Origin of the sequence: Rhizobium sp. BK661 (assembly GCF_024808825.1) — a bacterium.
In the GTDB taxonomy this organism is placed as follows: Bacteria; Pseudomonadota; Alphaproteobacteria; order Rhizobiales; family Rhizobiaceae; genus Rhizobium.
On the sequence record NZ_JANTYT010000001.1, the window covers coordinates 570,247 to 590,200 of the forward strand.

A 19,954-nucleotide genomic window follows, 5' to 3' on the forward strand; every position below is an offset into this window, starting at 1 on the left:
CGGAGTAGACATTATGAACATGTTGACGGAAGCAGCAGTTGAGAAGGCGCTGGATCAGAAGATGAATACCGTTCCCTATAAGATGATCGGCCAGGACGTCTCGGTTTACTACGGCGAAAAGCGTGCGCTTTTCGATGTGAAGCTGAACATTCGCGAAAACACGGTGACAGCATTGATCGGCCCGTCCGGTTGCGGCAAGTCCACCTTCCTGCGCAGCCTGAACCGGATGAACGACACGATCGATGGTTGCCGCGTTACCGGCAAGATCACGCTCGATGGTGACGATATCTACGATCCGGATATCGATGTCGTGGAGCTCCGCGCTCGCGTCGGCATGGTGTTCCAGAAGCCGAACCCGTTCCCGAAGACGATCTATGAGAACGTCGCCTACGGCCCGCGCATCCATGGTCTTGCCAAGTCGAAGGCCGACATGGACCAGATCGTCGAGGTCAGCCTGCAGCGCGCCGGTCTGTGGAACGAGGTGAAAGATCGCGTTCATGAAGCCGGCACCGGCCTTTCCGGTGGTCAGCAGCAGCGTCTCTGCATCGCCCGCGCCGTTGCCGTCAGCCCGGAAGTGATCCTGATGGACGAGCCATGCTCGGCTCTCGATCCGATCGCCACGGCAAAGGTCGAGGAATTGATCCACGAGCTTCGCGAAAATTACACGATCGTCATCGTGACGCACTCGATGCAGCAGGCCGCCCGCGTTTCGCAGCGCACGGCCATGTTCCACCTCGGCAATCTCGTCGAGGAGAACGACACCGACAAGATGTTCACCAACCCGGACGACCCGCGCACCCAGGACTACATCATGGGTCGCTTCGGTTGATCGCCGACGACGGTAACACTCACGACATTCAAGGATGATCCCTATGGCATCGACACATATCTTTTCTGCGTATGACGATGATTTGAAGTTTCTGACGCGCCGTATCTCGGAAATGGGCGGCCTGGCCGAGCAGATGGTTTCGGATGCGGTTCGCGCCCTTGTCAACGGCGACACGGCCCTGGCCCAGAAGGTCATCTCCGACGACGTGATCCTCGATCACGCCGAACGCGAGGTTGGTGACAAGGCGATCGTTACCATCGCCCGTCGCCAGCCCATGGCCGCCGACCTTCGCGAGATCATGGGTTCGATCCGCATCGCCGCTGACCTTGAGCGCGTCGGCGATCTTGGCAAGAACACCGCCAAGCGCGTTATCGCCGTGCAGAGCGCCGGCGTCCCGCGCAAGCTTGCCCGCGGCCTTGAGCACCTCTCCGAACTGGCGCTCGTCCAGCTCAAGGAAGTCCTCGATGTCTATACGAGCCGCGCTGCCGACAAGGCAAAGTCGATCCGTGAGCGCGACGAGGAAATCGACGCGATGTACACCTCGCTGTTCCGCGAGATGCTCACCTACATGATGGAAGATCCGCGCAACATCACCAGCTGCACACATCTTCTGTTCTGCGCCAAGAACATCGAGCGTATCGGCGACCACGCCACCAACATTGCCGAGACAATCTACTACATGGCCACCGGTGCTCAGCCGGAAGGCGAACGTCCGAAGGACGATACCGCCAACACCGTCGGCGCTGTCACCGAATAATCCTTCCGCGACCGCGCCCCCAGGAGACCGAAACGAATGATTCCAAAAGTAGCAGTCGTTGAAGACGAGGAAGCACTGAGCGTGCTTCTCCGTTATAACCTTGAGGCTGAAGGTTTCGAGGTCGATACCATCCTGCGCGGCGACGAGGCCGAGATCCGGTTGCAGGAACGGACCCCGGACATCCTGATCCTCGATTGGATGCTGCCTGGCGTATCCGGCATCGAACTCTGCCGCCGCCTGCGTATGCGGCCGGAGACCGAGCGCCTGCCGATCATCATGCTGACGGCCCGCGGCGAGGAAAGCGAACGCGTTCGCGGCCTCTCCACCGGTGCCGACGATTACGTCGTCAAGCCGTTTTCGACGCCGGAGCTCGTTGCTCGCGTCAAGGCGATGCTTCGCCGCGCCAAACCGGAAGTGCTCTCCACGCTCCTGAAGTGCGGCGATATCGAGCTCGACCGCGAGACGCATCGCGTTCATCGCAAGAGCCGCGAAGTTCGCCTTGGTCCGACCGAGTTCCGGCTCCTCGAATTCCTCATGGCGTCCCCTGGCCGCGTCTTCTCGCGCTCGCAATTGCTCGATGGCGTCTGGGGTCATGACATCTATGTCGACGAACGCACCGTCGACGTCCATGTTGGTCGTCTGCGCAAGGCGCTGAACTTCTCCAACATGCAGGACGTCATCCGCACCGTTCGCGGCGCCGGATATTCAATGGAAGCCTAGGCTTTCCCCGGAAAGCCTGCGCGACTTTCATAAAATTTCACAAATGAAAAACGGGCCCGCGAGGGCCCGTTTTCTTTGGTCCTTATCCGGCTTCCGGGTCAAGCGACCCGGTTGGCGGCCTTACGGCGCTCGTTTACCGGCTGATAGGCCATGCGTTGATGGTACGTGCAATATGGGGAGTTGTCCGGGGACTCGCAGCCGCAGAAGTGGAAGTCGTCCTTCAGCGGATCGCCGACCGGCCACTTGCAGGTGCGTTCGGTCAGCTCCGTCAGGCCCAGGCGACGCGAAATCGGAACGACCACGTTTGCGGCCGGACGATAACGGACTTCCTCGATCGCATCGATCTCGATTTCTTCCTTGAGCATCGTCGCGCCCTGCTGGCGAGTGACGGTGCGCGTGGCGACGCGAGATGCATAGTTCGGAGCGCGCGGTGCGGATGTCGTGCGCTTGGGTGTCCGGACGGTCGTCGTCGAGCCTCCGGCCTTGGCACGGCCGGGCAAACTCAAACGGTGGACTTTGCCGATGACGGCATTACGGCTTACACCGCCAAGTTGTGCTGCAATCTGGCTGGCGCTCAGGCCTTCGGACCAAAGCTTCTTCAGTTTTTCAACGCGCTCGTCTGTCCAGTTCATGCCCCTGTCTCCGCCTTATTAGCGTTGGTGTAGGCAGAATCCTTCACCGTTGCCCCGGACGTATCCGAGGCAAGAAACGCTTGCTCGATTTTGGTGACTAGTTCCGCCGCATGCAGTCTAGTAATTGAGTTTTAACCTAGTGTGAGGCTGACTCCGTGACAAGAGTCGGTTGAATCCCGGCGAATCGAATTTGGAGTTTTCCCCAACTTGCTGGACGGCAGAGTCATTTCTGCAACATTAGTTGTTGATAGGTCGGACGCCTCGGGATGGCAGCTTGACGCATGCAGCAAAAGCTCAGTTTTGTTGACATTGCAGTGCGAAAAGTAAATAGTGCTGCTCGCCGCCGAAAGGCGGCATTTTTAATTTTCAGGCCCGCCTTCCTTAGCCGGAGTCCGGCCGCTGATGATCAATGACAGGAGATCGCGCTATGGCTGAAGCCGCGCTTTACGATACCTACTCTCGTGCCCCCTTGCGGTTCGAGCGAGGCGAGGGCGTGTGGCTGATCAGCGAAACGGGCGAGCGATATCTTGACTTCGGTGCGGGCGTGGCCGTCACCTCCGTTGGCCATGGTCATCCGCATGTCGTCGGCGCCCTGAAGGAGCAGGCCGACAAGGTTTGGCACCTTTCCAACATTTATGAGATTCCGGGCCAGGAAACGCTCGCGAAGCGTCTGACCGATGCGACGTTCGCCGATAAGGTATTCTTCACGAACTCCGGCGCGGAAGCTTTGGAATGCGCGATCAAGACTGCGCGTCGCTATCAGTATTCCAAGGGCCACCCCGAGCGGTTCCATATCATCACCTTTGAAGGCGCCTTTCATGGACGAACGCTGGCGACCATCGCCGCTGGCGGCCAGGAGAAATATCTCGAAGGCTTCGGTCCCAAGGCGCCCGGTTTCGATCAGGTTCCCTTCGGCGATCTCGACGCCGTTCGTGCCGCCATCACGAGCGAAACAGCCGCGATCCTTATCGAGCCCATTCAGGGGGAAGGCGGCGTCCGGCCGGCGACCAACGAGTTCCTGAAGGCGCTCCGCGCAATCTGTGACGAGAACGGCCTCCTGCTAATCTACGACGAAGTGCAAACGGGTGTAGGACGTACCGGCAAGCTCTTTGCGCACGAGTGGTCTGGCGCCACGCCTGATATCATGGCGGTCGCCAAGGGCATTGGCGGCGGCTTCCCGCTCGGAGCCTGCCTCGCGACGGCAGAAGCCGCATCTGGGATGAAGGCCGGCACGCACGGCTCCACCTATGGCGGCAACCCGCTGGCTATGGCTGTCGGAAGTGCCGTGCTCGACGTGGTTCTCGCGGACGGCTTCCTGCAGCAGGTGCGCGACGTCTCGCTGGTCTTCCGCCAGGGGCTGGCCTCGCTCAAGGATCGCTATCCTGATATTATCGAGGATATCAGGGGCGAGGGACTGCTGCTCGGCGTCAAGGCCGCCGTACCATCCTCGGAACTGCTGCAGGCGATCCGTGACGCTCATCTGCTCGGCGTTCCCGCTGGCGACAACGTCATTCGTCTTCTGCCCCCTCTGGTCGTCACGGCTGACGAAGCCCGCGAGGGCCTTGCCCGCCTTGAACGCGCCGCTGAAAGCCTGCGCGCTTCGAAGGCAAAGAAGACGGCTTGAATGGATAAAGCCTGCCGAAAGGCGGGCGTGATAGGTAAAGACGATGGCATCCCCCAAACACTTTCTCGATCTCTCCGCCGTCGCGGCATCTGACCTGCGGCTCATCATGAACGACGCGATGTCCCGCAAGGTGGCCTTCAAAGCCGGCCAGGGTGACAAGCCGCTCGCCGGCAAGATGCTGGCGATGATCTTCGAGAAGCCCTCGACCCGAACCCGCGTGTCTTTCGATGTTGGCATGCGCCAGCTTGGCGGAGAGACGCTGTTCCTGTCGGGTACCGAAATGCAGCTCGGCCGCGCCGAGACGATCGGCGATACGGCGAAGGTGCTGTCGCGCTATGTCGATGCGATCATGATCCGGACGACCGATCACGGTCGCATGCTGGAGCTTGCCGAACACGCGACTGTTCCGGTTATCAACGCGCTGACCGACGACACGCATCCCTGCCAGATCATGGCCGACATCATGACCTTCGAGGAGCATCGCGGCCCCATCAAAGGCAAGACGATCGCCTGGACCGGTGACGGCAACAACGTGCTGCATTCGTTGGTCGAGGGGGCTGCCCGTTTCGGCTATCGAATGAATATGGCGGTGCCCCTTGGTTCCGAGCCGAAGGATCACTATTTGAACTGGGCCCGCAATGAGGGCGCCGAAATCATGCTTTGCCATGATGCCGACCGTGCGGTCGCCGGCGTCGATTGCGTGGTGACCGATACCTGGGTCTCCATGAATCAGGAACATCGGGCCCGGGGTCACAACGTCTTCCAGCCTTATCAGGTCAATTCGGCTTTGATGGCACAGGCCGGCAAGGATGCATTGTTCATGCATTGCCTGCCTGCCCATCGTGGCGAGGAAGTCACGGACGAGGTGATCGACGGCCCGCAATCCGTGGTCTTCGATGAAGCGGAAAACCGTCTTCATGCGCAGAAGTCGATTCTTGCTTGGTGCCTGGGCGCGATCTGAACCATACTGGCGCCACGTTTGGCCGGAAGGCCCGGTGGCCGCGCGAGCGGATGGACACTCTTGTCCGCCCGCTCTCAGACTAGGAGAAGACCATGGCAGAACCTGCAGCCGCCCTCGGCGAATTCAATTTCGCCGGTGATGATCATGTCGTTCCTTTTCAGGTCGAGGGCCTGGATGTGCGCGGCCGCGCCGTCCAGCTCGGCCCGATGCTCGACGCGATCCTCGAGCGCCATCGCTATCCTGCGCCCGTCGCGAGGCTTCTCGCCGAAGTCGTCGTGTTGACGGTGCTGCTCGGCACGTCGCTGAAATTCGAAGGTAAATTCACGGTCCAGACCAAGGGCGACGGCCCGGTGGACTTGCTCGTTTGCGACTTCTCGACACCTGAGAACGTGCGTGCCTATGCACGCTTCGACCAAGGCCTCCTCGATAAGGCGATTGCCGCCGGCCAGATCGAGCCGGAGCAGCTGCTCGGCAAGGGCATGCTGGCCTTTACCATCGACCAGGGCAAGTTCAGCCAGCCCTATCAGGGCATCGTTGCGCTGGATGGTACAACGCTCGAGGAGATTGCCGGCACCTATTTCCGCCAGTCGGAGCAGATCCCGACGCAGGTGCGTCTGGCTGCGGCCGAACTCTTCGATCGCGACGAAGCCGGCAAGCCGCGTCATCGCTGGCGGGCAGGGGGGCTCGTTGCCCAGTTCCTGCCGGAAGCACCGGAGCGCATGCGCCAGCCGGACCTGCATGGGGGCGACGGCGACACGGCTGGCAGCACCCACAAGGAAGACGATGCCTGGATGGAAGCGCGCTCGCTCGTCGATACGATCGATGCCGACGAGTTGACCGATCCGCAGGTCGGCACCGAGCGGCTGCTTTACCGGCTGTTCCACGAGCGAGGCGTTCGCGTCTACGAACCGAGAGAGGTTTTCGATCGGTGCAGTTGTTCGCGTGAGAAGATCAAGGGTGTGCTGAAGGGGTTCTCGAGCGAAGAAATCGATGCCAGTCAGGAAGACGGCAAGATCTCTGTCACCTGCGAATTCTGCTCCACCACCTATCGCTTCGAGGTGGAAGAGGTGGCGCAAGCTGCCGAGTGATCAGTTCAGGACCCTGAGAAGTCCTGGCGAATCCAGGGAGAAGGCGGGTATTTCGACATTGAAAAGCTCGCCTTCGTCGGTTTCCATCTGGTAGTGGCCGAACATCAGTCCTGATGGCGTATCCAGTGGGCAGCCCGAGGAATATTCATACGTATCGCCCGGAGAAAGGCGCGGCTGCTCGCCGACTACGCCGGCGCCCGTGACCTCATCGACGATACCGTTCTGATCGGTGATGTTCCAATAGCGGTTCACCAGTCGCACGGTTTTGTCGGAATTGTTGCTGATGACGATCCGGTAGCCCCAGACATAGCGATCGTCCTCCGGATCGGATTGCTCCTCCAGATAAAAGGGTTCGACGACGACTTCAATGTCTCGTGTAAGGGCGCGGTACATACCTACACCATAGTCAACATACGTTACCGGTATCTTATACAGCGACCAATCCGTCAATAAACCGATAGTCGATCACGTCCGAAATGCCTGTAATGGCAAGAAGTTTCGCGTATTAAGTCCGATTTTCGGCAGTCTTGCTTGCGACAAAGGGCGTATGGCTGTCGGCCGGATTTGCTTCAATCCGGCCGATGCCAGACCAATCAGGCGTTTACTTTTGCGAGGGCCTGGGCGAAATCCTCGATCAGGTCGTCCGTGTCCTCGATGCCTGCAGACAGACGAACCGTGCCGCCGGAAATGCCGAGTTCTGCCCGCGCTTCGTCCGTCAGGTTCTTGTGCGTCGTCGTCGCCGGGTGGGTGATCAGGCTCTTGGCATCGCCCAAATTGTTGGAGATCTTCACAATCTGCAAGGCGTTCTGCAAGGCGAAAGCCGCTTCCTTGCCGCCCTTCAGTTCGATGGCGACCAGTGTCGAGCCACCCTTCATCTGCTTGGCGACGATGTCGGCTTGCGGATGATCCTTGCGGCCTGGATAGATGACCTTGGCGACCTTCGGCTGCTCGGCCAGGAAGTCGGCGATCTTCGCTGCGTTTTCGGTCTGCTGCTTGACGCGAAGCGGCAAGGTCTCAAGCCCCTTCAACAGCGTCCATGCCGTGAATGGCGACATCGCAGGGCCGGTGTGGCGGTAATAGTCCTGGAGATGTTCGGTGACCCACTCCTTGTCGGAGAGGATCACGCCGCCGAGGCTGCGGCCCTGGCCGTCGATGTGCTTGGTGGCCGAATAGACGACGATATGGGCGCCGAGTTCAAGCGGCTTCTGGAAGATCGGGGTTGCAAAGACGTTGTCGACGACGACCTTGGCGCCGATCTGGTTGGCAAGCTTGGCAACGCCGGCGATATCGATCACCTCAAGGGTCGGGTTGGTCGGGCTTTCCAGGAAGAACACCTTGGTGGTCGGGCGGATCGCCTTTTCCCAGTTCTCAAGATAGCGGCCATCAACGAGCGTGCATTCGATGCCGTATTTCGGCGCGAGTGTCTCGACGACCCACCGGCACGAACCGAAAAGTGCGCGGGCGGCAACGATGTGGTCGCCTGCCTTCAGCTGGCAGAGGATTGCTGCCGTGACGGCTGCCATGCCCGAAGCGGTAGCGCGGGCTTCCTCGGCGCCTTCGAGCGCGCACATGCGCTTCTCGAACATGTCGTTGGTGGGGCTGCCGTAGCGGGCGTAGATATAGCCCTCCGTCTCGCCCTTGAAGCGTGCTTCCGCCGCTTCCGCGCTGTCATAGACAAAGCCCTGCGTGAGGTAGATTGCTTCCGAGGTCTCGCCGTATTGCGAGCGCAGAGAGCCGTCGTGAACGAGTTGGGTTGCGGGGCGCCAAGTCTTGCTCATGAATCACCACTTTCAAACAACAAAAAAACCGGCCGCGAAAGCAGACCGGTTTTGCACCCGGTCTTTTTAGCCACTTGTTTAACGTGGCTGCAAGCCGACCGGCCAAATCACCACGGGATAAAAGTGCAATACTGCCGTTCTATGCTTGCGTCAATTCCTTGAGTTTGGTTTTGTCTCCACCGAATATGGATGGGGCATGATGGCTCGCGAAACAGGAATTTTGGCGGATCGCGCGATAGCTGCGCTCTTTGAGGCGGGACGTCTCACCAGCGAGCGCGATTTGGACCACGACCAGATCCAGCCGGCAAGCCTCGATCTCAGGCTCGGCGCAAGGGCTTTTCGCGTTCGCGCGAGCTTCATGCCGGGCCCATCCCATCTTGTGTCCGACAAGCTCGATCGCCTCAGCCTCCACGTCGTCGACCTCTCCGAGGGTGCGGTTCTTGAGACAGGCTGCGTTTACATCGTTCCGTTGATGGAGCGCCTCGACCTGCCGGCCGACATGTCGGCCTCGGCCAATCCGAAGAGCTCGACGGGACGGCTAGATATCTTCACGCGCGTCATCACCGACTACGCTCAGGAGTTCGACAAGATCCCGGCGGGCTATTCCGGTCCGCTCTATCTCGAAATTAGCCCGCGCACCTTCCCGATCGTCGTGCGCCGCGGTTCGCGCCTGTCGCAGATTCGCTTCCGCGTCGGTCATTCCGTGCTTGGCGAGCCAGAGCTTCTGGCGCTGCACGATGCCGAAACGCTGGTTGCCAGCAAGCAGCCGAACGTCTCGGGCGGCGCAATTGCCCTGTCGATCGATCTGGCTGGCGACAAGGATGGCTTGATCGGTTACCGCGGAAAACATCACACGGCGGTCGTCGATGTCGACAAGAAGGCGCAGCACGACATCTACGACTTCTGGGAACCTCTCTATAGCCGCGGTCGCAATGAACTGATCCTGGATCCGGACGAGTTTTATATTCTCGTCTCGCGCGAAGCCATCCATGTGCCACCGCACTACGCGGCCGAAATGACCCCCTTCGATCCCCTGGTCGGCGAATTCCGCGTGCACTATGCGGGCTTCTTCGATCCGGGCTTTGGGCACGCCCCTGCCGGCGGTCGCGGCAGCCGCGCCGTGCTTGAGGTTCGCAGCCACGAGGTCCCGTTCATCCTCGAAGACGGCCAGATCGTCGGCCGTCTTGTCTACGAGCACATGCAGGAGCATCCGGAGAGCCTCTATGGTTCCGGCCTCGGCTCCAACTATCAGGCGCAGGGCCTGAAGCTCTCCAAGCACTTCCGCATCTGAGAACTCTGCCGGCGTGCGCCATTATTCGGCGAGAGGTGGGGCAACGTTCCTGCTGCCGATCTGGAGAAGCGGCGTTCGACGGCTGATAAAGGGTGGGCGGTAGAGCCTTCGTGAGCGCTGCGGTGTCCGCGCGGTGACGGTGTGGCGTTCCAGCTTACCGACAAGGACCGAAGGGCGCGCGAACATACGTTTCCAGAGGCCTCTTCCTGCCGCAAGCGGGTAAGCGCGCCGCGGCATCACTTCCGGCATCTCGCTGAAGATCCGCTGCACCATCTTCTGGCGAACCTCTTCCGGCGTTTTCTTGATTTCCCAGGCATCCCGCCGGTCCCTGATGCCGACGATCGACACCGATACGCCCGATCTCCCCCTGTCCATGGCGGTCACTTGGCCGGCGACATCGAAGTCGGCGAAAGGCGTAAAGATCAGAAGGTCACCCAACCGCATGTCGGCGAAGGCGACCTCGTCCTGCATGGTCATCCTTGCCCTGTGAATCGATATTGTGTCGAAGGTGCAGGGGGCTGATTTGCCGCGGCTGGCGACATGCCCTTGGCGCTCGAGGGGAAACTCGATGTCATCAAGCGCCTCTCTTGGAAGCTCGATGCAGACGAGCAGTGACACGAAGGCATAAACCATCACGACCATGCCCCATGCAACGCTGAAGCCGTCGAGATCATTGTAGGTTCCGAGCAGCGGTCCGTTCAGCATCCCGACAAATGTCAGCACAATGACGCAGAGAAATGTCCCGGCAATCGGATAAATGACTTCGACCCGCCCGCGGTCCTCGCCCTTGGCCGTCACCTTGAACGGGCGGCCGAACGGATGCAGGAGCGCATGAAAGAGGGCGATGGTGATCGGCACGGCCGAAACCATTTGCGACACTTCGGTAAAGAGCGGCAGGCTGCGTCCGCCCGAGACCCATGCGTGGAACGCCCACATGCCGGCGACCATCGGCAGTGCGTAGAGAAAGAAAGCCTCGGGCTCCATGCGAATGGCCGGTAGGCCAAGGAAATAGTAGAGCAGCGGTGCCGCCATCAGCAGCAGGATGAACGGGCGGCAGAACCAGAAAAGCAGGCCGTGAAAGTAGTGCATCCTCTGCACGATGGTGAAGCCTTTGCCAAGGAAGGGACCATCACGAAGGAGCGCTACCTGGATAGTGCCAAGGCACCAGCGGCAGCGCTGTGTAATGTAGCCGGAGAGGCTTTCGGCCGACAGGCCAACGCTCAGGCGCTCGTTCAGCCAGCGTGTCTTCAGCCCCTTCTGCAGCAGCCGATAGGTCAGGTGAATATCCTCGGTTACCGTTTCCTGGGGCATGCCGCCAATCATCGCCAAGGCGTCCCGGCGGACCACGCACGACGTTCCGACACAGAATGCGGCCCCCCAGCCATCCTTCGACGGCTGCATGACATCGAAGAAAATACGCTGGTCATCGACCCAGGCTTTCGAGGCCAGGAGATTATGCTGGACAGGATCGGCGTTGTAATAAAACTGCGGGGTCTGGATGAGGCCGACATCCGTGTTGATGAACTGGCCTACCGTACGGTTCAGAATTGCACGCTGTGGCGCGAAATCCGCATCGAGGATCAGAATGAAGGGCGCGTTGGTTTCCTTCGCCGTCTGCCGTATCGCATTGTTGATATTGCCGCCCTTGGCACCGGCATTGTCCTCGCGCCTCAGGTAGCGGACGCCGACCTCTGCGCAGTAATCCCGCAGCCAGTCTCGCCGTCCGTCGTCTAGCACCCATACCGTGAAGTTGCTGTAGTCGATCGCCTTAGCGGCAAGGATCGTTCGTTCCAGGATCGATAGTTCTTCGTTGTAGGTGCAGATGAAAACGTCCACGGCAGGCTGTCGAGCAAGTCTTGCCAGCAGTGCCTCGCTGGCGTCGGCCGCGCCGTGATGATCGGTTCGTCGAAAAAAGAAAACGATCGACAAGACCGTGTAGAAGATGACGACCAGTTCGAAGGACAAATAGATCCTGGGCCAGATCGCGTAGGCGCTCCATTCGAAGTCCGGCAAGGTCTTGGTGAGGCGAAAATACAGGTAGTTCGACAGCATCACGACGAGGATCGAACCGAAGATAATCCGGTCGGCGCTGCGGCGGCTATCGAGAAGCCAACTGCATCCCAGTATCAGCGCAATGGCCAGCGCCGAAAACAGCATCGAATCGGACAGCGTGACTACTTCTGGGGACATGGGGACTCCTTGCCATCGGACGCCTGGCCCGCGCTGCCAACGAAGGGGTTCAGATCGAGTGCGGCAAGGACGGCCCAGCCTGTGGCGCCGATATGCGGCAAACGGTAATACTTGAAGTCTCCCGGCGTAGAGTTCGGCCCGACCTGGAGGCCAGTGGACAGCTGCTCGTTGACCGTCGCGTAGATCAGGTTGCCGGGGGTTCGTTGAGCTTCGATCGTCTTGAACAATGGCTCCGCCTTCGCCGGTTGGCCGGTAAGGCGAAGCACGAGGGCTACCTGCGCTGTTCCTTCGAGCCAGATCCCGTCGCGGTCGCTGTTGAAGTCGAAGCCTCCGTCGACGCCGTGATGGATTTCTGTCCACTCGATCACGCGGCTAGCCTTGCCCTTGAAATCGGGAACCGCAATCAGCGGCCAGAGCTCTGCGTCGAGGCCGGACATCTCGATGTTCGGAGCGTTGCTATCGGGCACGCTGCCGATAAAGAACCGCCCTTCACCCTCGTTCCACATGGCGTTGAGGAACTGCAGAGCGCGGTCGCCTTGGTGCGGCCAATCCCCGCCTTCGTCCAGTTGTGCAAGCCAGCGGTCTGCCGCATAGACGTCGACATTATGCTCGGTCGATTTCCACGTCATGCGCTCAGGCGTTGGCTCGTGGCCGAAGTAGCCGCCGAAGTAGCCGGCGTTCCGGGGATCTGCCGTGCTTCGGTGAATCCAATCCATGATTTTGCGGGCGGCGTCGAGATAGGCCGGCTGCTCTGTTTCCTCAAAGGCCATCAGCAGCGCCAGCGCGCCCCACGCGGTGCTGCCCGTTGCCGATCCCACCTGGTAGCCGTCCTCGATCCAGGAGTTGCTGGTGGCATTCCAGTAACCAGGCAGCAGCATCCCTTCCTTGCCTGGGGTGACCGGGCCCGAACGATATGCGTTACGAAGACGTCCGTCGTGGTAGTGACGATCGGTTTCCAGTGAGAGCACCAGCGCGTCGGCAACCCGGCGCGCCTCCTTCTTTCGCTGGCAGCCGTAGAGGGCCATCAGGGCGACCGCATTGTCGTAGGTGAATCCCGTATTCTCGAGAGCCGGGTGTAGCGCGGAGCCGCCATTCGCGGGTTCGAAGCTCCGAAAGATGAAAGGCTGTTCCGGCTCGCCACTCATCTGCGCGGCCAAGCCGTCACAAAGCGAGCAAGCCAATTGCCTGCGCTGTTCGTCATCCGCCTTCGCCAAAGAGGCGAAAAGCACAATGCCCGCTAGAATAAACGCAAGCACCGGTAAGGTTTGTATCGACCAATTCGCACGCTTCATTCCTGCCTCGCAATACAACGGTTGAGACCGGCGTGGTGTTTATGGGGCTGCGGTCTGAGCGCTTGCGGCGCGTGGACGGACGGTCTTGTCGAACAGTGTCGAGGCGGAGAGGATATTGCCGGAGGAAAAGATCGTATTGATCGCCAAGCTTGAATATCGGGCGACCCGCGAGATCATCGTTTCCCCGAGTGAAACGATGACGTCTTCGCCGACGTGGCATCCGAAGAATTTGTCATTGCTCCGCTGTGCCGTCGTCGCCTCGTCCGCGGCCGGCTCATCCATCTTGACCAGTACGTAGACTTCGTGGCCTTCGGCTTCCGGGAATTTTGCAAAGTACCGGTTCTCAGGCCCCGAGTTGAAGTACCGAACGATCTTGTAGATGTGGGCGCTTCGCTTGACCCCCAGGCTGCGAAAATTGACCATCGCCGGCATCCCGATCTCAAGCGAGGTCACGTCGCGGCTTCGATAGACGGCGGCGGCAAAAGCATCATTGCAATCGAGTGACTTGGCGACCGGTTGCCCCTGCATGACGAAATCACCGAAGGAGGCATCCACGCTGACAATCTGGCCGTGGCGCTCCGCCACCACCTCTGCGGCGCCGGTCTTGCCGAGGCGTCCCTCTTCGCGTCCAATGAGGTTTTCGACCTGTTGCTTGCGCTCTGCCATCTGATTGATTTCGATGGTGTCTTCGGCGATATCGCCGGAGAGCTTCGACCGCTGCATCTCAAGCGTCAAAAGGTTGGCGGCAACTGTGCCCCCGGTGTAGATATCGCGGCTGACAAGCGATTGGACGATCTCGTTGCGGCGCAGTTCGCCCCTCGCGGCGTCGAGTTCATATTGCGCAGCATTGCGCTTCTGGCGCTGCGGCTCGATGCTCGCGTCGGAGACGAGGCCCCTTTTCAGGAGTACCAGTTGCCTCTGCAGCAACGCATCCTGTTCGCTGAGGCGCGCCTCGTATGTCTGGACGTTGGATTTCGCATTGTCGATCACCGCGGATAACTCGCTGAGCACACCGTCCTTCACGCTGGCAATCTGGGCTTTGACCTTCTCCAGCTGCTCGTTGCGTTCGGCAACAACGCTCGTCGTATTGTTGAGCTTTTCCGCCAGGTCGAGTTTCTCGAGCCGCAGTCCCGTCAGCGACGTTTGGTCCTGATTGGGATTGGAAACCGTTGCCATCACGTCGCCGAGATTGACGACCTGCCCGACTTGCAGCGCAATCTTGTCGACCCTGCCATAGATTGGCGAAGCAATCATTTGTACGGGAGCGTTGACGACGGCGCGCGTCGAGACGATGAAAAACTGATTGGGGATCATCGCCATCGCGATGATGAAGACAAGCATAAAGGCAAATGAGTAGCCCAGAATGCGAGATATCAAAAGTATCCTGTGATCACGATGATCAAGGCTAGCAGTTGCGTCCTTCATTTTCTTCAATCCTGACCTTGTCACGATCTCGATGAACTGAAGGGCGTTTCCAAAGTTATTTTGTTTTGTTCCTGCCGGCGCTTATAACATTGGGGTTAGTCTTGGTAAAATGACATTTCCTTATTAAAAGGAGGTAGTGACCGGGAGTTGCGTTAAAGTCGCAGCGGTGGGCCGAGGCCGCAATCCACTACCGCAACTTCTTGCCGGCTCGATTTTGGCGGCTTGACAGACACCGCCATCTGTAGAAAGTCTCGCTCTCACGCGGGTGTAGCTCAATGGTAGAGCAGCAGCTTCCCAAGCTGAATACGAGGGTTCGATTCCCTTCACCCGCTCCAAAATCAACGATTGTTAGCCGAACATCTGCCGACGGTTTCCCGCCGCGATGCCAAAACGGATATGCGAAGTTGCGGAACACTCCGACGCCGCCGTCGTTAACTTCCAGTCCAACAACGCAAGGAGAAAGCGCCATGGATTGGAACCGCGTCGAAGGAAACTGGAAGCAGATGAAGGGCAAGATCAAGGAGCAGTGGGGCAAACTCACCGACGACGACCTTGATCAGATTGCCGGCAAACGCGACCAGTTGGAAGGCAAGATTCAGGAGCGCTACGGCATCGAGCGCGATCGCGCGCGGCGGGACATCGACGACTGGTACGGTCATCAGACCTGGCACTGACCCTGACAGCCCGGAGCTAACCCTCCGGGCTTTCCACGGCGCTAATCCAGCGACACGAAGTCGATCTTCGTCATGAAGCCACGATCTATGAGTTGTTGTGGTCCGTCATAGCGGATCGAGTGATCGTAACTAAAATCGATTTCCCCTTCGCGATCGAGGATATCCATCATTTTCTGATAGTGCTCGGATGCATTGTAGTGCTGCCTGCCCTCCACCGCTTCCGTTATCTTCGCCTTGTAATTGGTGTAGAATTTGAAGTGCAGAATAGCGCCCCAGATCGAGGGGAAGTTGCGGCCGTAGGGCAGTGGCTGGTGCGGGCTACTGCCAAAAAAGCACGCCTCGTCCCAGAAAATGACGGGGTACTTGATGAGCTCATTGCCCTCGGAAAACTTCCGCCCCCTCGGACCGCCTTTGATACTGATGCCGCGTTTGGTAAGCGTTGGCAGGTAGCTGTCGCCATCAAAATAGCGCGAAAATTGCCAAGGCCTGTCGACGGAAAGCGAGCCTTCTGCGACTTCGCTGAGCTTGGGATACATGTCCAACATGGGGGCTGCCATTCGCTTCAGGCCCCTCGTTTCAAGCGCATTGAACAGCGATGGCAACGATCGTTTGAAACAGTCGTCGTAGACAAGGAATTCATCGGAATCGACGTTGACGTACCATCGCCCAAAACCATAGATCGAGAAGAGACGCTCCCTCCAGTTTCGACCCCGCCGCGCCTGGCCATACCTTATCGGCGACGTCCAGACGTCGACATCCGGTTCGCTCAGCAAAGCCTCGCGTGTTCCGTCGGTTGAAACGTCTTCCACACAGATGAACCGTGTTACACCCAGTTGGCGGTAGTGTTGGATGAACGCGCCTAGAAGCGCAGTGTCGTTATGCGTGACAAAGACAAGCGGCACATCGGCCGGCGCAAGGGACTTGATCTCGCGAAGTGGCTGAATCGTCACATCGGTTCTATTCCGCCTCTCGCGACGAGTTACACGAAGCGTGTCGTAGGCGGTCCGGAGACGATCGAGGAAGGATCGCGCAAGGTCCGGCGCGCCAGAGGGGAATGGGTAGTTCATGAGCTGGACACCGAACTCCTAGAAGATCCAAAGCAGCTTATAGCGCGTTTTCCGGCGTGCATCGTTCCAGCACATCCTGAAAAACTTCGCTCGTGTCAGAAGAGCAACCGGCGGCAGTTTGTCGACGAGACGGTAGCAGCCAAGAGTGTATGTCAGTCGCTGCGAAAGCTTGTCACGGAACCCCTTCGCCCCGTACTTTTGCTGCGAGCCGGATCCTTCCCTGAAATCGAGGGTGGGGCCGGAGACATAGGCGACCAAATCGCGAACAACAAATTCCGAGAGGACATAAGACGCAAAGCCCCAAGGATTGCCGAGCTCGTACCAGCGCGCCATCAAGATGTCGACTGACCGCGATCTGAAAAGGCCGTAAATCCACTCCGAGGGAAATGTCAGGTTCCGTGGGACACGTCCCCTTGCGTATGACTTCTGGAAATCGAATATGTTGGCTGCCGGGCTTTTCAGCTTAAAGCCCTTGTCGTTGAAGCTCTTTGTCGGGCAGGCGGCCAGCAACTTGGTGCCGTCCGCGTCAAGCGCCTCGACCAACCTTCCCAGGAAATCCCGAGATGAAAGGTCGTCCGCTGCCCTGAGGCAAAAATACTCTGCGGCTTCAGCGCCGAGCTGTACGGCCTTGGCGAAATTAGCCTCGGCACTCAGGTGGGCGTCGTTCGATACGACGGAAAAGCGGGCGTCTTTCTCGCAAAAACGCTGCGCTATCTGCAATGTCTCATCCGTCGAGCAGTTGTTGAGAACAATGGCCCGGAAATCAACGAAATCCTGATCCGCAATGGATTGCAGGCTCTCCTGCAAGGTGGCGGCACCGTTAAAGACCGGAAACATCACCACAACTCTGGCATTTATCGGCATAACATCACCACAGACACGAAGAGAGCCGATACCGGCGAGCGACAGGTTGCTGGCTTAAACCGCCGCTGATTTACCTCCTTGGCGCGGAAATGCAACGATTCCGTCGCCCAGATGCCGTGATCCGCCCAAAAGGACGTCCCTAAGACGTAGGCCTGCAGCAAACCGCAGTAGTTGACAATTCTCTAATAAACATAGTTAATTTTTAACTATTCTCCGATATCACGGGAACGCAGACGACCCCTTGGTCGTTGTCGGCATGATCAGGAGGACTGGCAGCATGCTTTTGAAGATTTTCACGGCAAAGCGCGAAATCCGGGACAATGGCGATACCGGCACCTACGCGGACGGCTACCATGCCCCGGAGGTGGTTCTTGCGTCAGCGCGCGAAGACGACCGTGCCTCCTATGAGCGTGACTACGGTCGCGGTCGTAAGGTCGAGCAGATCCCGCTTGGGTTCGCCTGAGTTCACATTTTGGCTTGTCTCTCGGCGCGATTCGGCGCCTGCAGCGAAGCCATGACCTTCGATATCGCAAGACTGTGAATGAGAAGGGCGGCATTGAGCCGCCCTTTGTTTTTGATCGATATTGCCGGGATCAGAATTCCGTCCAGTCGGCATCGTCGCGGGCGCTGGAAGGCGTACTGCCTGCCCCGAAGGCGCTTGCGAGCTTTTGCCCGAGTGCCCGCGCCGGTGAGCTGGTGGGGCGGGTAACGCCTGCGGTAGCGATACGGACCGGCGCCTTTCTCGTCGCGATCGGCGGTGCAGCCGGGCGCGGTGTGGAATGGATCGCGGCGGTTGGCATCGGTGCAGCGGCGACGGTTGCACTGAAGTTGCCGGTGCCGGTGAGCTTGAATTGGTCGAGCAGATGGTTAAGCGCCGCCGCTTCCGTCGCGAGCTTGTGGCTTGCCGCCGTGCTTTCCTCAACCATGGCCGCATTCTTCTGCGTCCCCTGGTCCATGGTGTTCACCGCCGTGTTGATCTCCTGCAAACCGGTCGATTGCTCGCGCGCCGCTTCTGCAATCGCGTCGACATGTTGGTTGATCTCCTGAACCTCATGCACAATGGTATCAAGCGCCTTGCCGGTTTCCCCGACAAGCGACACGCCAGTCTGCACGTGATCGCCGGATGTCGTGATCAGCGACTTGATTTCCCGGGCGGCATTGGCCGAGCGCTGCGCGAGTTCGCGCACTTCCTGGGCGACGACGGCAAAGCCCTTGCCGGCTTCCCCCGCGCGAGCGGCCTCGACGCCGGCATTGAGGGCGAGCAGGTTCGTCTGGAAGGCGATGTCGTCGATAACGCCGATGATGTTGCCAATCTCCGCGGAGGATTGCTCGATCTGTTGCATGGCGTTGACGGCCTTGCGGACGACCTGACCGGACTTTTCGGCACCGGCGCGCGTGCGCTTCACGAGCCCGCGTGCTTCCTCGACGCGTCTTGCGGCATCCTTCACCGTCGTGGTGATTTCCTCGAGGGCGGCGGCTGTCTCCTCGACGGAAGCTGCCTGCTGCTCGGTCCGTTTCGAAAGCTCGTCCGCCGAAGCGCGGATCTCGCTTGCGCCTGCCGTAATGGCGCGGGCATTGGCGCCAACCGTCTGCATGGTATCGTTCAAGCGCAGGACAGAATTGTTGAAATCCTGCCGAAGGATGTCAAGATCGCCGACGAAGGCCGTGTCGATCCGCGATGCGAGGTCGCCCGCGGCCAGCCGTCGCAAGCCATCGCCAAGTGCGCCGACGGCGCGCGATAGGTCAGCGGCATCGGTTGCGCGCTGCGCTTCGCGCTCACGGCGTTCACTGTCGCTAAGACTGCGGCTCTTCTCGGCCTCGCCCTCAAGCCGGATCCGATCAAGAGCGTTGTCGCGGAAGACGGCAACTGCGGCGGCCATCTGGCCTACCTCGTCGCGACGATCGAGGCCGTCGACATCGCTCTTCGTGTCGCCCTGGGCAAGCTGCATCATCCGGTCCCGCAGACGAGCCATCGGGGTAGCGATTCCCGCCTGCGCAATCCATACCGAGAGACCGAGCGCGCCCAAGACGGCGAGTCCGATCAGCGCGAAAGAGAGTGTGATGCGCTCGTTGACGGTAATGGAAAGCGCGTCGCCGCCATCGTTCAGCAACGCCATCAGCGCGTCGTTGTTGGCAATCATTTTGGGAGTGACGGCGTTCAGCTTGGCGTTCAGCATGCTTGCCGCGAGCTGTGCACCCGCACTGTCCTTCTCCTTTGCAAGGTCGATGACCTTGGCGGAAAGCGCCTCCATCTCACCAATTCCGGCGAGGATGTCGTCGATCGCTTGCTTGCGGCCTGGGACCAGGGCGGCGGCCTGTTCCAGGCGTTCGCGCGCCTGGGGCATTTTGCTGGGCGCTACGACCGCTGTATCGAAAGCAGGCGTGTCCGGCTTGAGGCCAGCGATCAGCGTGACCTGAAGCACGGCGGCAGTCGCCGATGCGCTGGCGCGCGATGCCTGCATGGCCGCCAACGCCTCGTGATCGATGAAGGCGCTGTAGGAGGAGTCGGCACCACGGAATTCGGTGATCACATAAGTGAGGCCTCCGAGCGCGATCGCGCCGAGAAGCGCGACGACGGAGATGATCTTCGTCCTGATTTTGAGGTTCATCAGCATGGATATGTCCAGTCGCTTGATCCGACCGATGGGGGCCGGATATGGCAGCATTTTGAGAGGCAGGGCATGTCGCGGGATACGGCACGGTGGTATGCCTTGAAGGCTCGACATGCGCATCATGCATTTCGGCCCGCAAGCCGGCGTCGT

General features: G+C 59.6%; 18 protein-coding genes, 1 tRNA gene and 1 riboswitch. Of the genes, 10 read left to right on the forward strand and 9 right to left on the reverse strand.

What is annotated here, in order from left to right; genetic code table 11:
• Positions 1-13: 13 nt before the first annotated feature.
• Genes pstB through phoB form a run of 3 tightly spaced genes read left to right on the forward strand, consistent with a single transcriptional unit; the run spans position 14 to position 2,306 of the window.
• Positions 14-829 carry a phosphate ABC transporter ATP-binding protein PstB gene (gene pstB, locus FHX16_RS02765; protein ID WP_016552614.1) on the forward strand — a complete coding sequence of 272 codons (816 nt, stop codon included), beginning with the start codon at positions 14-16 and terminating at the stop codon, positions 827-829.
• Between the two features lie 43 nt (positions 830-872).
• On the forward strand, positions 873-1,586 hold the full coding sequence (gene phoU / locus FHX16_RS02770) for a phosphate signaling complex protein PhoU (RefSeq protein ID WP_016552615.1): 714 nt from the start codon (positions 873-875) through the stop codon (positions 1,584-1,586).
• A gap of 36 nt (positions 1,587-1,622) precedes the next feature.
• The gene (gene phoB / locus FHX16_RS02775; RefSeq protein ID WP_016552616.1) at positions 1,623-2,306 is read left to right on the forward strand and encodes a phosphate regulon transcriptional regulator PhoB; all 684 of its coding nucleotides are present in this window, start codon (positions 1,623-1,625) and stop codon (positions 2,304-2,306) included.
• Positions 2,307-2,404: 98 nt separating this feature from the next.
• Here the strand turns inward: phoB and FHX16_RS02780 are convergent, their stop codons facing one another.
• Positions 2,405-2,938, reverse strand: a complete 534-nt coding sequence (locus FHX16_RS02780; protein WP_183860389.1) for a GcrA family cell cycle regulator — start codon at positions 2,936-2,938, stop codon at positions 2,405-2,407.
• Positions 2,939-3,365: 427 nt separating this feature from the next.
• On the opposite strand from FHX16_RS02780, the gene FHX16_RS02785 reads away from it, so the two are divergent.
• The 3 genes from FHX16_RS02785 to FHX16_RS02795 all read left to right on the forward strand — a co-directional run bounded on the left by FHX16_RS02785 (position 3,366) and on the right by FHX16_RS02795 (position 6,611).
• A complete protein-coding gene (locus FHX16_RS02785; RefSeq protein WP_183860387.1) occupies positions 3,366-4,562 on the forward strand; it encodes an aspartate aminotransferase family protein in 1,197 nt (398 codons plus the stop codon).
• Positions 4,563-4,605: 43 nt separating this feature from the next.
• Positions 4,606-5,523, forward strand: coding sequence for an ornithine carbamoyltransferase (argF, locus tag FHX16_RS02790; RefSeq protein WP_183860385.1), 918 nt, complete (start codon positions 4,606-4,608; stop codon positions 5,521-5,523).
• A gap of 92 nt (positions 5,524-5,615) precedes the next feature.
• Positions 5,616-6,611, forward strand: coding sequence for an Hsp33 family molecular chaperone (locus FHX16_RS02795; RefSeq protein WP_183860383.1), 996 nt, complete (start codon positions 5,616-5,618; stop codon positions 6,609-6,611).
• Here FHX16_RS02795 and apaG read toward each other — a convergent pair whose 3' ends face one another.
• Positions 6,612-7,004 carry a Co2+/Mg2+ efflux protein ApaG gene (apaG, locus tag FHX16_RS02800; RefSeq protein ID WP_016552621.1) on the reverse strand — a complete coding sequence of 131 codons (393 nt, stop codon included), beginning with the start codon at positions 7,002-7,004 and terminating at the stop codon, positions 6,612-6,614. It abuts the gene before it with no gap.
• A 200-nt stretch (positions 7,005-7,204) separates the two neighbouring features.
• Positions 7,205-8,389, reverse strand: coding sequence for an O-succinylhomoserine sulfhydrylase (locus FHX16_RS02805; RefSeq protein WP_183860381.1), 1,185 nt, complete (start codon positions 8,387-8,389; stop codon positions 7,205-7,207).
• Positions 8,390-8,434: 45 nt separating this feature from the next.
• A riboswitch (SAM riboswitch) is annotated at positions 8,435-8,513 on the reverse strand.
• A gap of 72 nt (positions 8,514-8,585) precedes the next feature.
• Between FHX16_RS02805 and FHX16_RS02810 the strand changes: the two genes are divergently transcribed.
• Positions 8,586-9,680 carry a 2'-deoxycytidine 5'-triphosphate deaminase gene (locus FHX16_RS02810; protein ID WP_183860379.1) on the forward strand — a complete coding sequence of 365 codons (1,095 nt, stop codon included), beginning with the start codon at positions 8,586-8,588 and terminating at the stop codon, positions 9,678-9,680.
• Between the two features lie 21 nt (positions 9,681-9,701).
• Here the strand turns inward: FHX16_RS02810 and FHX16_RS02815 are convergent, their stop codons facing one another.
• From FHX16_RS02815 to FHX16_RS02825, 3 genes are all read right to left on the reverse strand, one after another.
• The gene (locus tag FHX16_RS02815; RefSeq protein WP_183860377.1) at positions 9,702-11,870 is read right to left on the reverse strand and encodes a glycosyltransferase; all 2,169 of its coding nucleotides are present in this window, start codon (positions 11,868-11,870) and stop codon (positions 9,702-9,704) included.
• Positions 11,855-13,015, reverse strand: a complete 1,161-nt coding sequence (locus tag FHX16_RS02820) for a hypothetical protein (RefSeq protein ID WP_259126433.1) — start codon at positions 13,013-13,015, stop codon at positions 11,855-11,857. The genes FHX16_RS02815 and FHX16_RS02820 overlap by 16 nt, the downstream gene beginning before the upstream one ends.
• A 186-nt stretch (positions 13,016-13,201) precedes the next feature.
• Positions 13,202-14,587, reverse strand: coding sequence for an HlyD family secretion protein (locus FHX16_RS02825; RefSeq protein WP_183860374.1), 1,386 nt, complete (start codon positions 14,585-14,587; stop codon positions 13,202-13,204).
• Positions 14,588-14,848: 261 nt separating this feature from the next.
• On the opposite strand from FHX16_RS02825, the gene FHX16_RS02830 reads away from it, so the two are divergent.
• Both FHX16_RS02830 and FHX16_RS02835 read left to right on the forward strand, forming a co-directional pair.
• Positions 14,849-14,922: transfer RNA gene (locus FHX16_RS02830), tRNA-Gly, on the forward strand.
• A 132-nt stretch (positions 14,923-15,054) separates the two neighbouring features.
• On the forward strand, positions 15,055-15,261 hold the full coding sequence (locus FHX16_RS02835) for a CsbD family protein (RefSeq protein WP_183860372.1): 207 nt from the start codon (positions 15,055-15,057) through the stop codon (positions 15,259-15,261).
• Positions 15,262-15,302: 41 nt separating this feature from the next.
• Here the strand turns inward: FHX16_RS02835 and FHX16_RS02840 are convergent, their stop codons facing one another.
• Positions 15,303-16,328: a glycosyltransferase family 2 protein gene (locus FHX16_RS02840; protein ID WP_183860370.1), complete on the reverse strand. Its 1,026-nt coding sequence runs from the start codon at positions 16,326-16,328 to the stop codon at positions 15,303-15,305.
• 18 nt (positions 16,329-16,346) lie between these two features.
• Entirely contained in the window at positions 16,347-17,165 is an 819-nt protein-coding gene (locus FHX16_RS02845; RefSeq protein ID WP_405049257.1) for a glycosyltransferase family 2 protein, read from the reverse strand.
• A 304-nt stretch (positions 17,166-17,469) separates the two neighbouring features.
• On the opposite strand from FHX16_RS02845, the gene FHX16_RS02850 reads away from it, so the two are divergent.
• Positions 17,470-17,655 (forward strand): hypothetical protein, encoded by a 186-nt coding sequence (locus FHX16_RS02850; RefSeq protein ID WP_016552630.1) that lies wholly within the window; start codon positions 17,470-17,472, stop codon positions 17,653-17,655.
• A gap of 130 nt (positions 17,656-17,785) precedes the next feature.
• Here FHX16_RS02850 and FHX16_RS02855 read toward each other — a convergent pair whose 3' ends face one another.
• On the reverse strand, positions 17,786-19,807 hold the full coding sequence (locus FHX16_RS02855; protein WP_183860366.1) for a methyl-accepting chemotaxis protein: 2,022 nt from the start codon (positions 19,805-19,807) through the stop codon (positions 17,786-17,788).
• Between the last annotated feature and the right edge of the window lie 147 nt (positions 19,808-19,954).

Coding starts and splice junctions, on each gene's coding strand:
- pstB (WP_016552614.1), top strand. CDS start 14: ATGAACATGTTGACGGAAGCAGCAGTTGAGAAGGCGCTGGATCAGAAG.
- phoU (WP_016552615.1), top strand. CDS start 873: ATGGCATCGACACATATCTTTTCTGCGTATGACGATGATTTGAAGTTT.
- phoB (WP_016552616.1), top strand. CDS start 1,623: ATGATTCCAAAAGTAGCAGTCGTTGAAGACGAGGAAGCACTGAGCGTG.
- FHX16_RS02780 (WP_183860389.1), bottom strand. CDS start 2,938: ATGAACTGGACAGACGAGCGCGTTGAAAAACTGAAGAAGCTTTGGTCC.
- FHX16_RS02785 (WP_183860387.1), top strand. CDS start 3,366: ATGGCTGAAGCCGCGCTTTACGATACCTACTCTCGTGCCCCCTTGCGG.
- argF (WP_183860385.1), top strand. CDS start 4,606: ATGGCATCCCCCAAACACTTTCTCGATCTCTCCGCCGTCGCGGCATCT.
- FHX16_RS02795 (WP_183860383.1), top strand. CDS start 5,616: ATGGCAGAACCTGCAGCCGCCCTCGGCGAATTCAATTTCGCCGGTGAT.
- apaG (WP_016552621.1), bottom strand. CDS start 7,004: ATGTACCGCGCCCTTACACGAGACATTGAAGTCGTCGTCGAACCCTTT.
- FHX16_RS02805 (WP_183860381.1), bottom strand. CDS start 8,389: ATGAGCAAGACTTGGCGCCCCGCAACCCAACTCGTTCACGACGGCTCT.
- FHX16_RS02810 (WP_183860379.1), top strand. CDS start 8,586: ATGATGGCTCGCGAAACAGGAATTTTGGCGGATCGCGCGATAGCTGCG.
- FHX16_RS02815 (WP_183860377.1), bottom strand. CDS start 11,870: ATGTCCCCAGAAGTAGTCACGCTGTCCGATTCGATGCTGTTTTCGGCG.
- FHX16_RS02820 (WP_259126433.1), bottom strand. CDS start 13,015: ATGAGTGGCGAGCCGGAACAGCCTTTCATCTTTCGGAGCTTCGAACCC.
- FHX16_RS02825 (WP_183860374.1), bottom strand. CDS start 14,587: ATGAAGGACGCAACTGCTAGCCTTGATCATCGTGATCACAGGATACTT.
- FHX16_RS02835 (WP_183860372.1), top strand. CDS start 15,055: ATGGATTGGAACCGCGTCGAAGGAAACTGGAAGCAGATGAAGGGCAAG.
- FHX16_RS02840 (WP_183860370.1), bottom strand. CDS start 16,328: ATGAACTACCCATTCCCCTCTGGCGCGCCGGACCTTGCGCGATCCTTC.
- FHX16_RS02845 (WP_405049257.1), bottom strand. CDS start 17,165: ATGTTTCCGGTCTTTAACGGTGCCGCCACCTTGCAGGAGAGCCTGCAA.
- FHX16_RS02850 (WP_016552630.1), top strand. CDS start 17,470: ATGCTTTTGAAGATTTTCACGGCAAAGCGCGAAATCCGGGACAATGGC.
- FHX16_RS02855 (WP_183860366.1), bottom strand. CDS start 19,807: ATGCTGATGAACCTCAAAATCAGGACGAAGATCATCTCCGTCGTCGCG.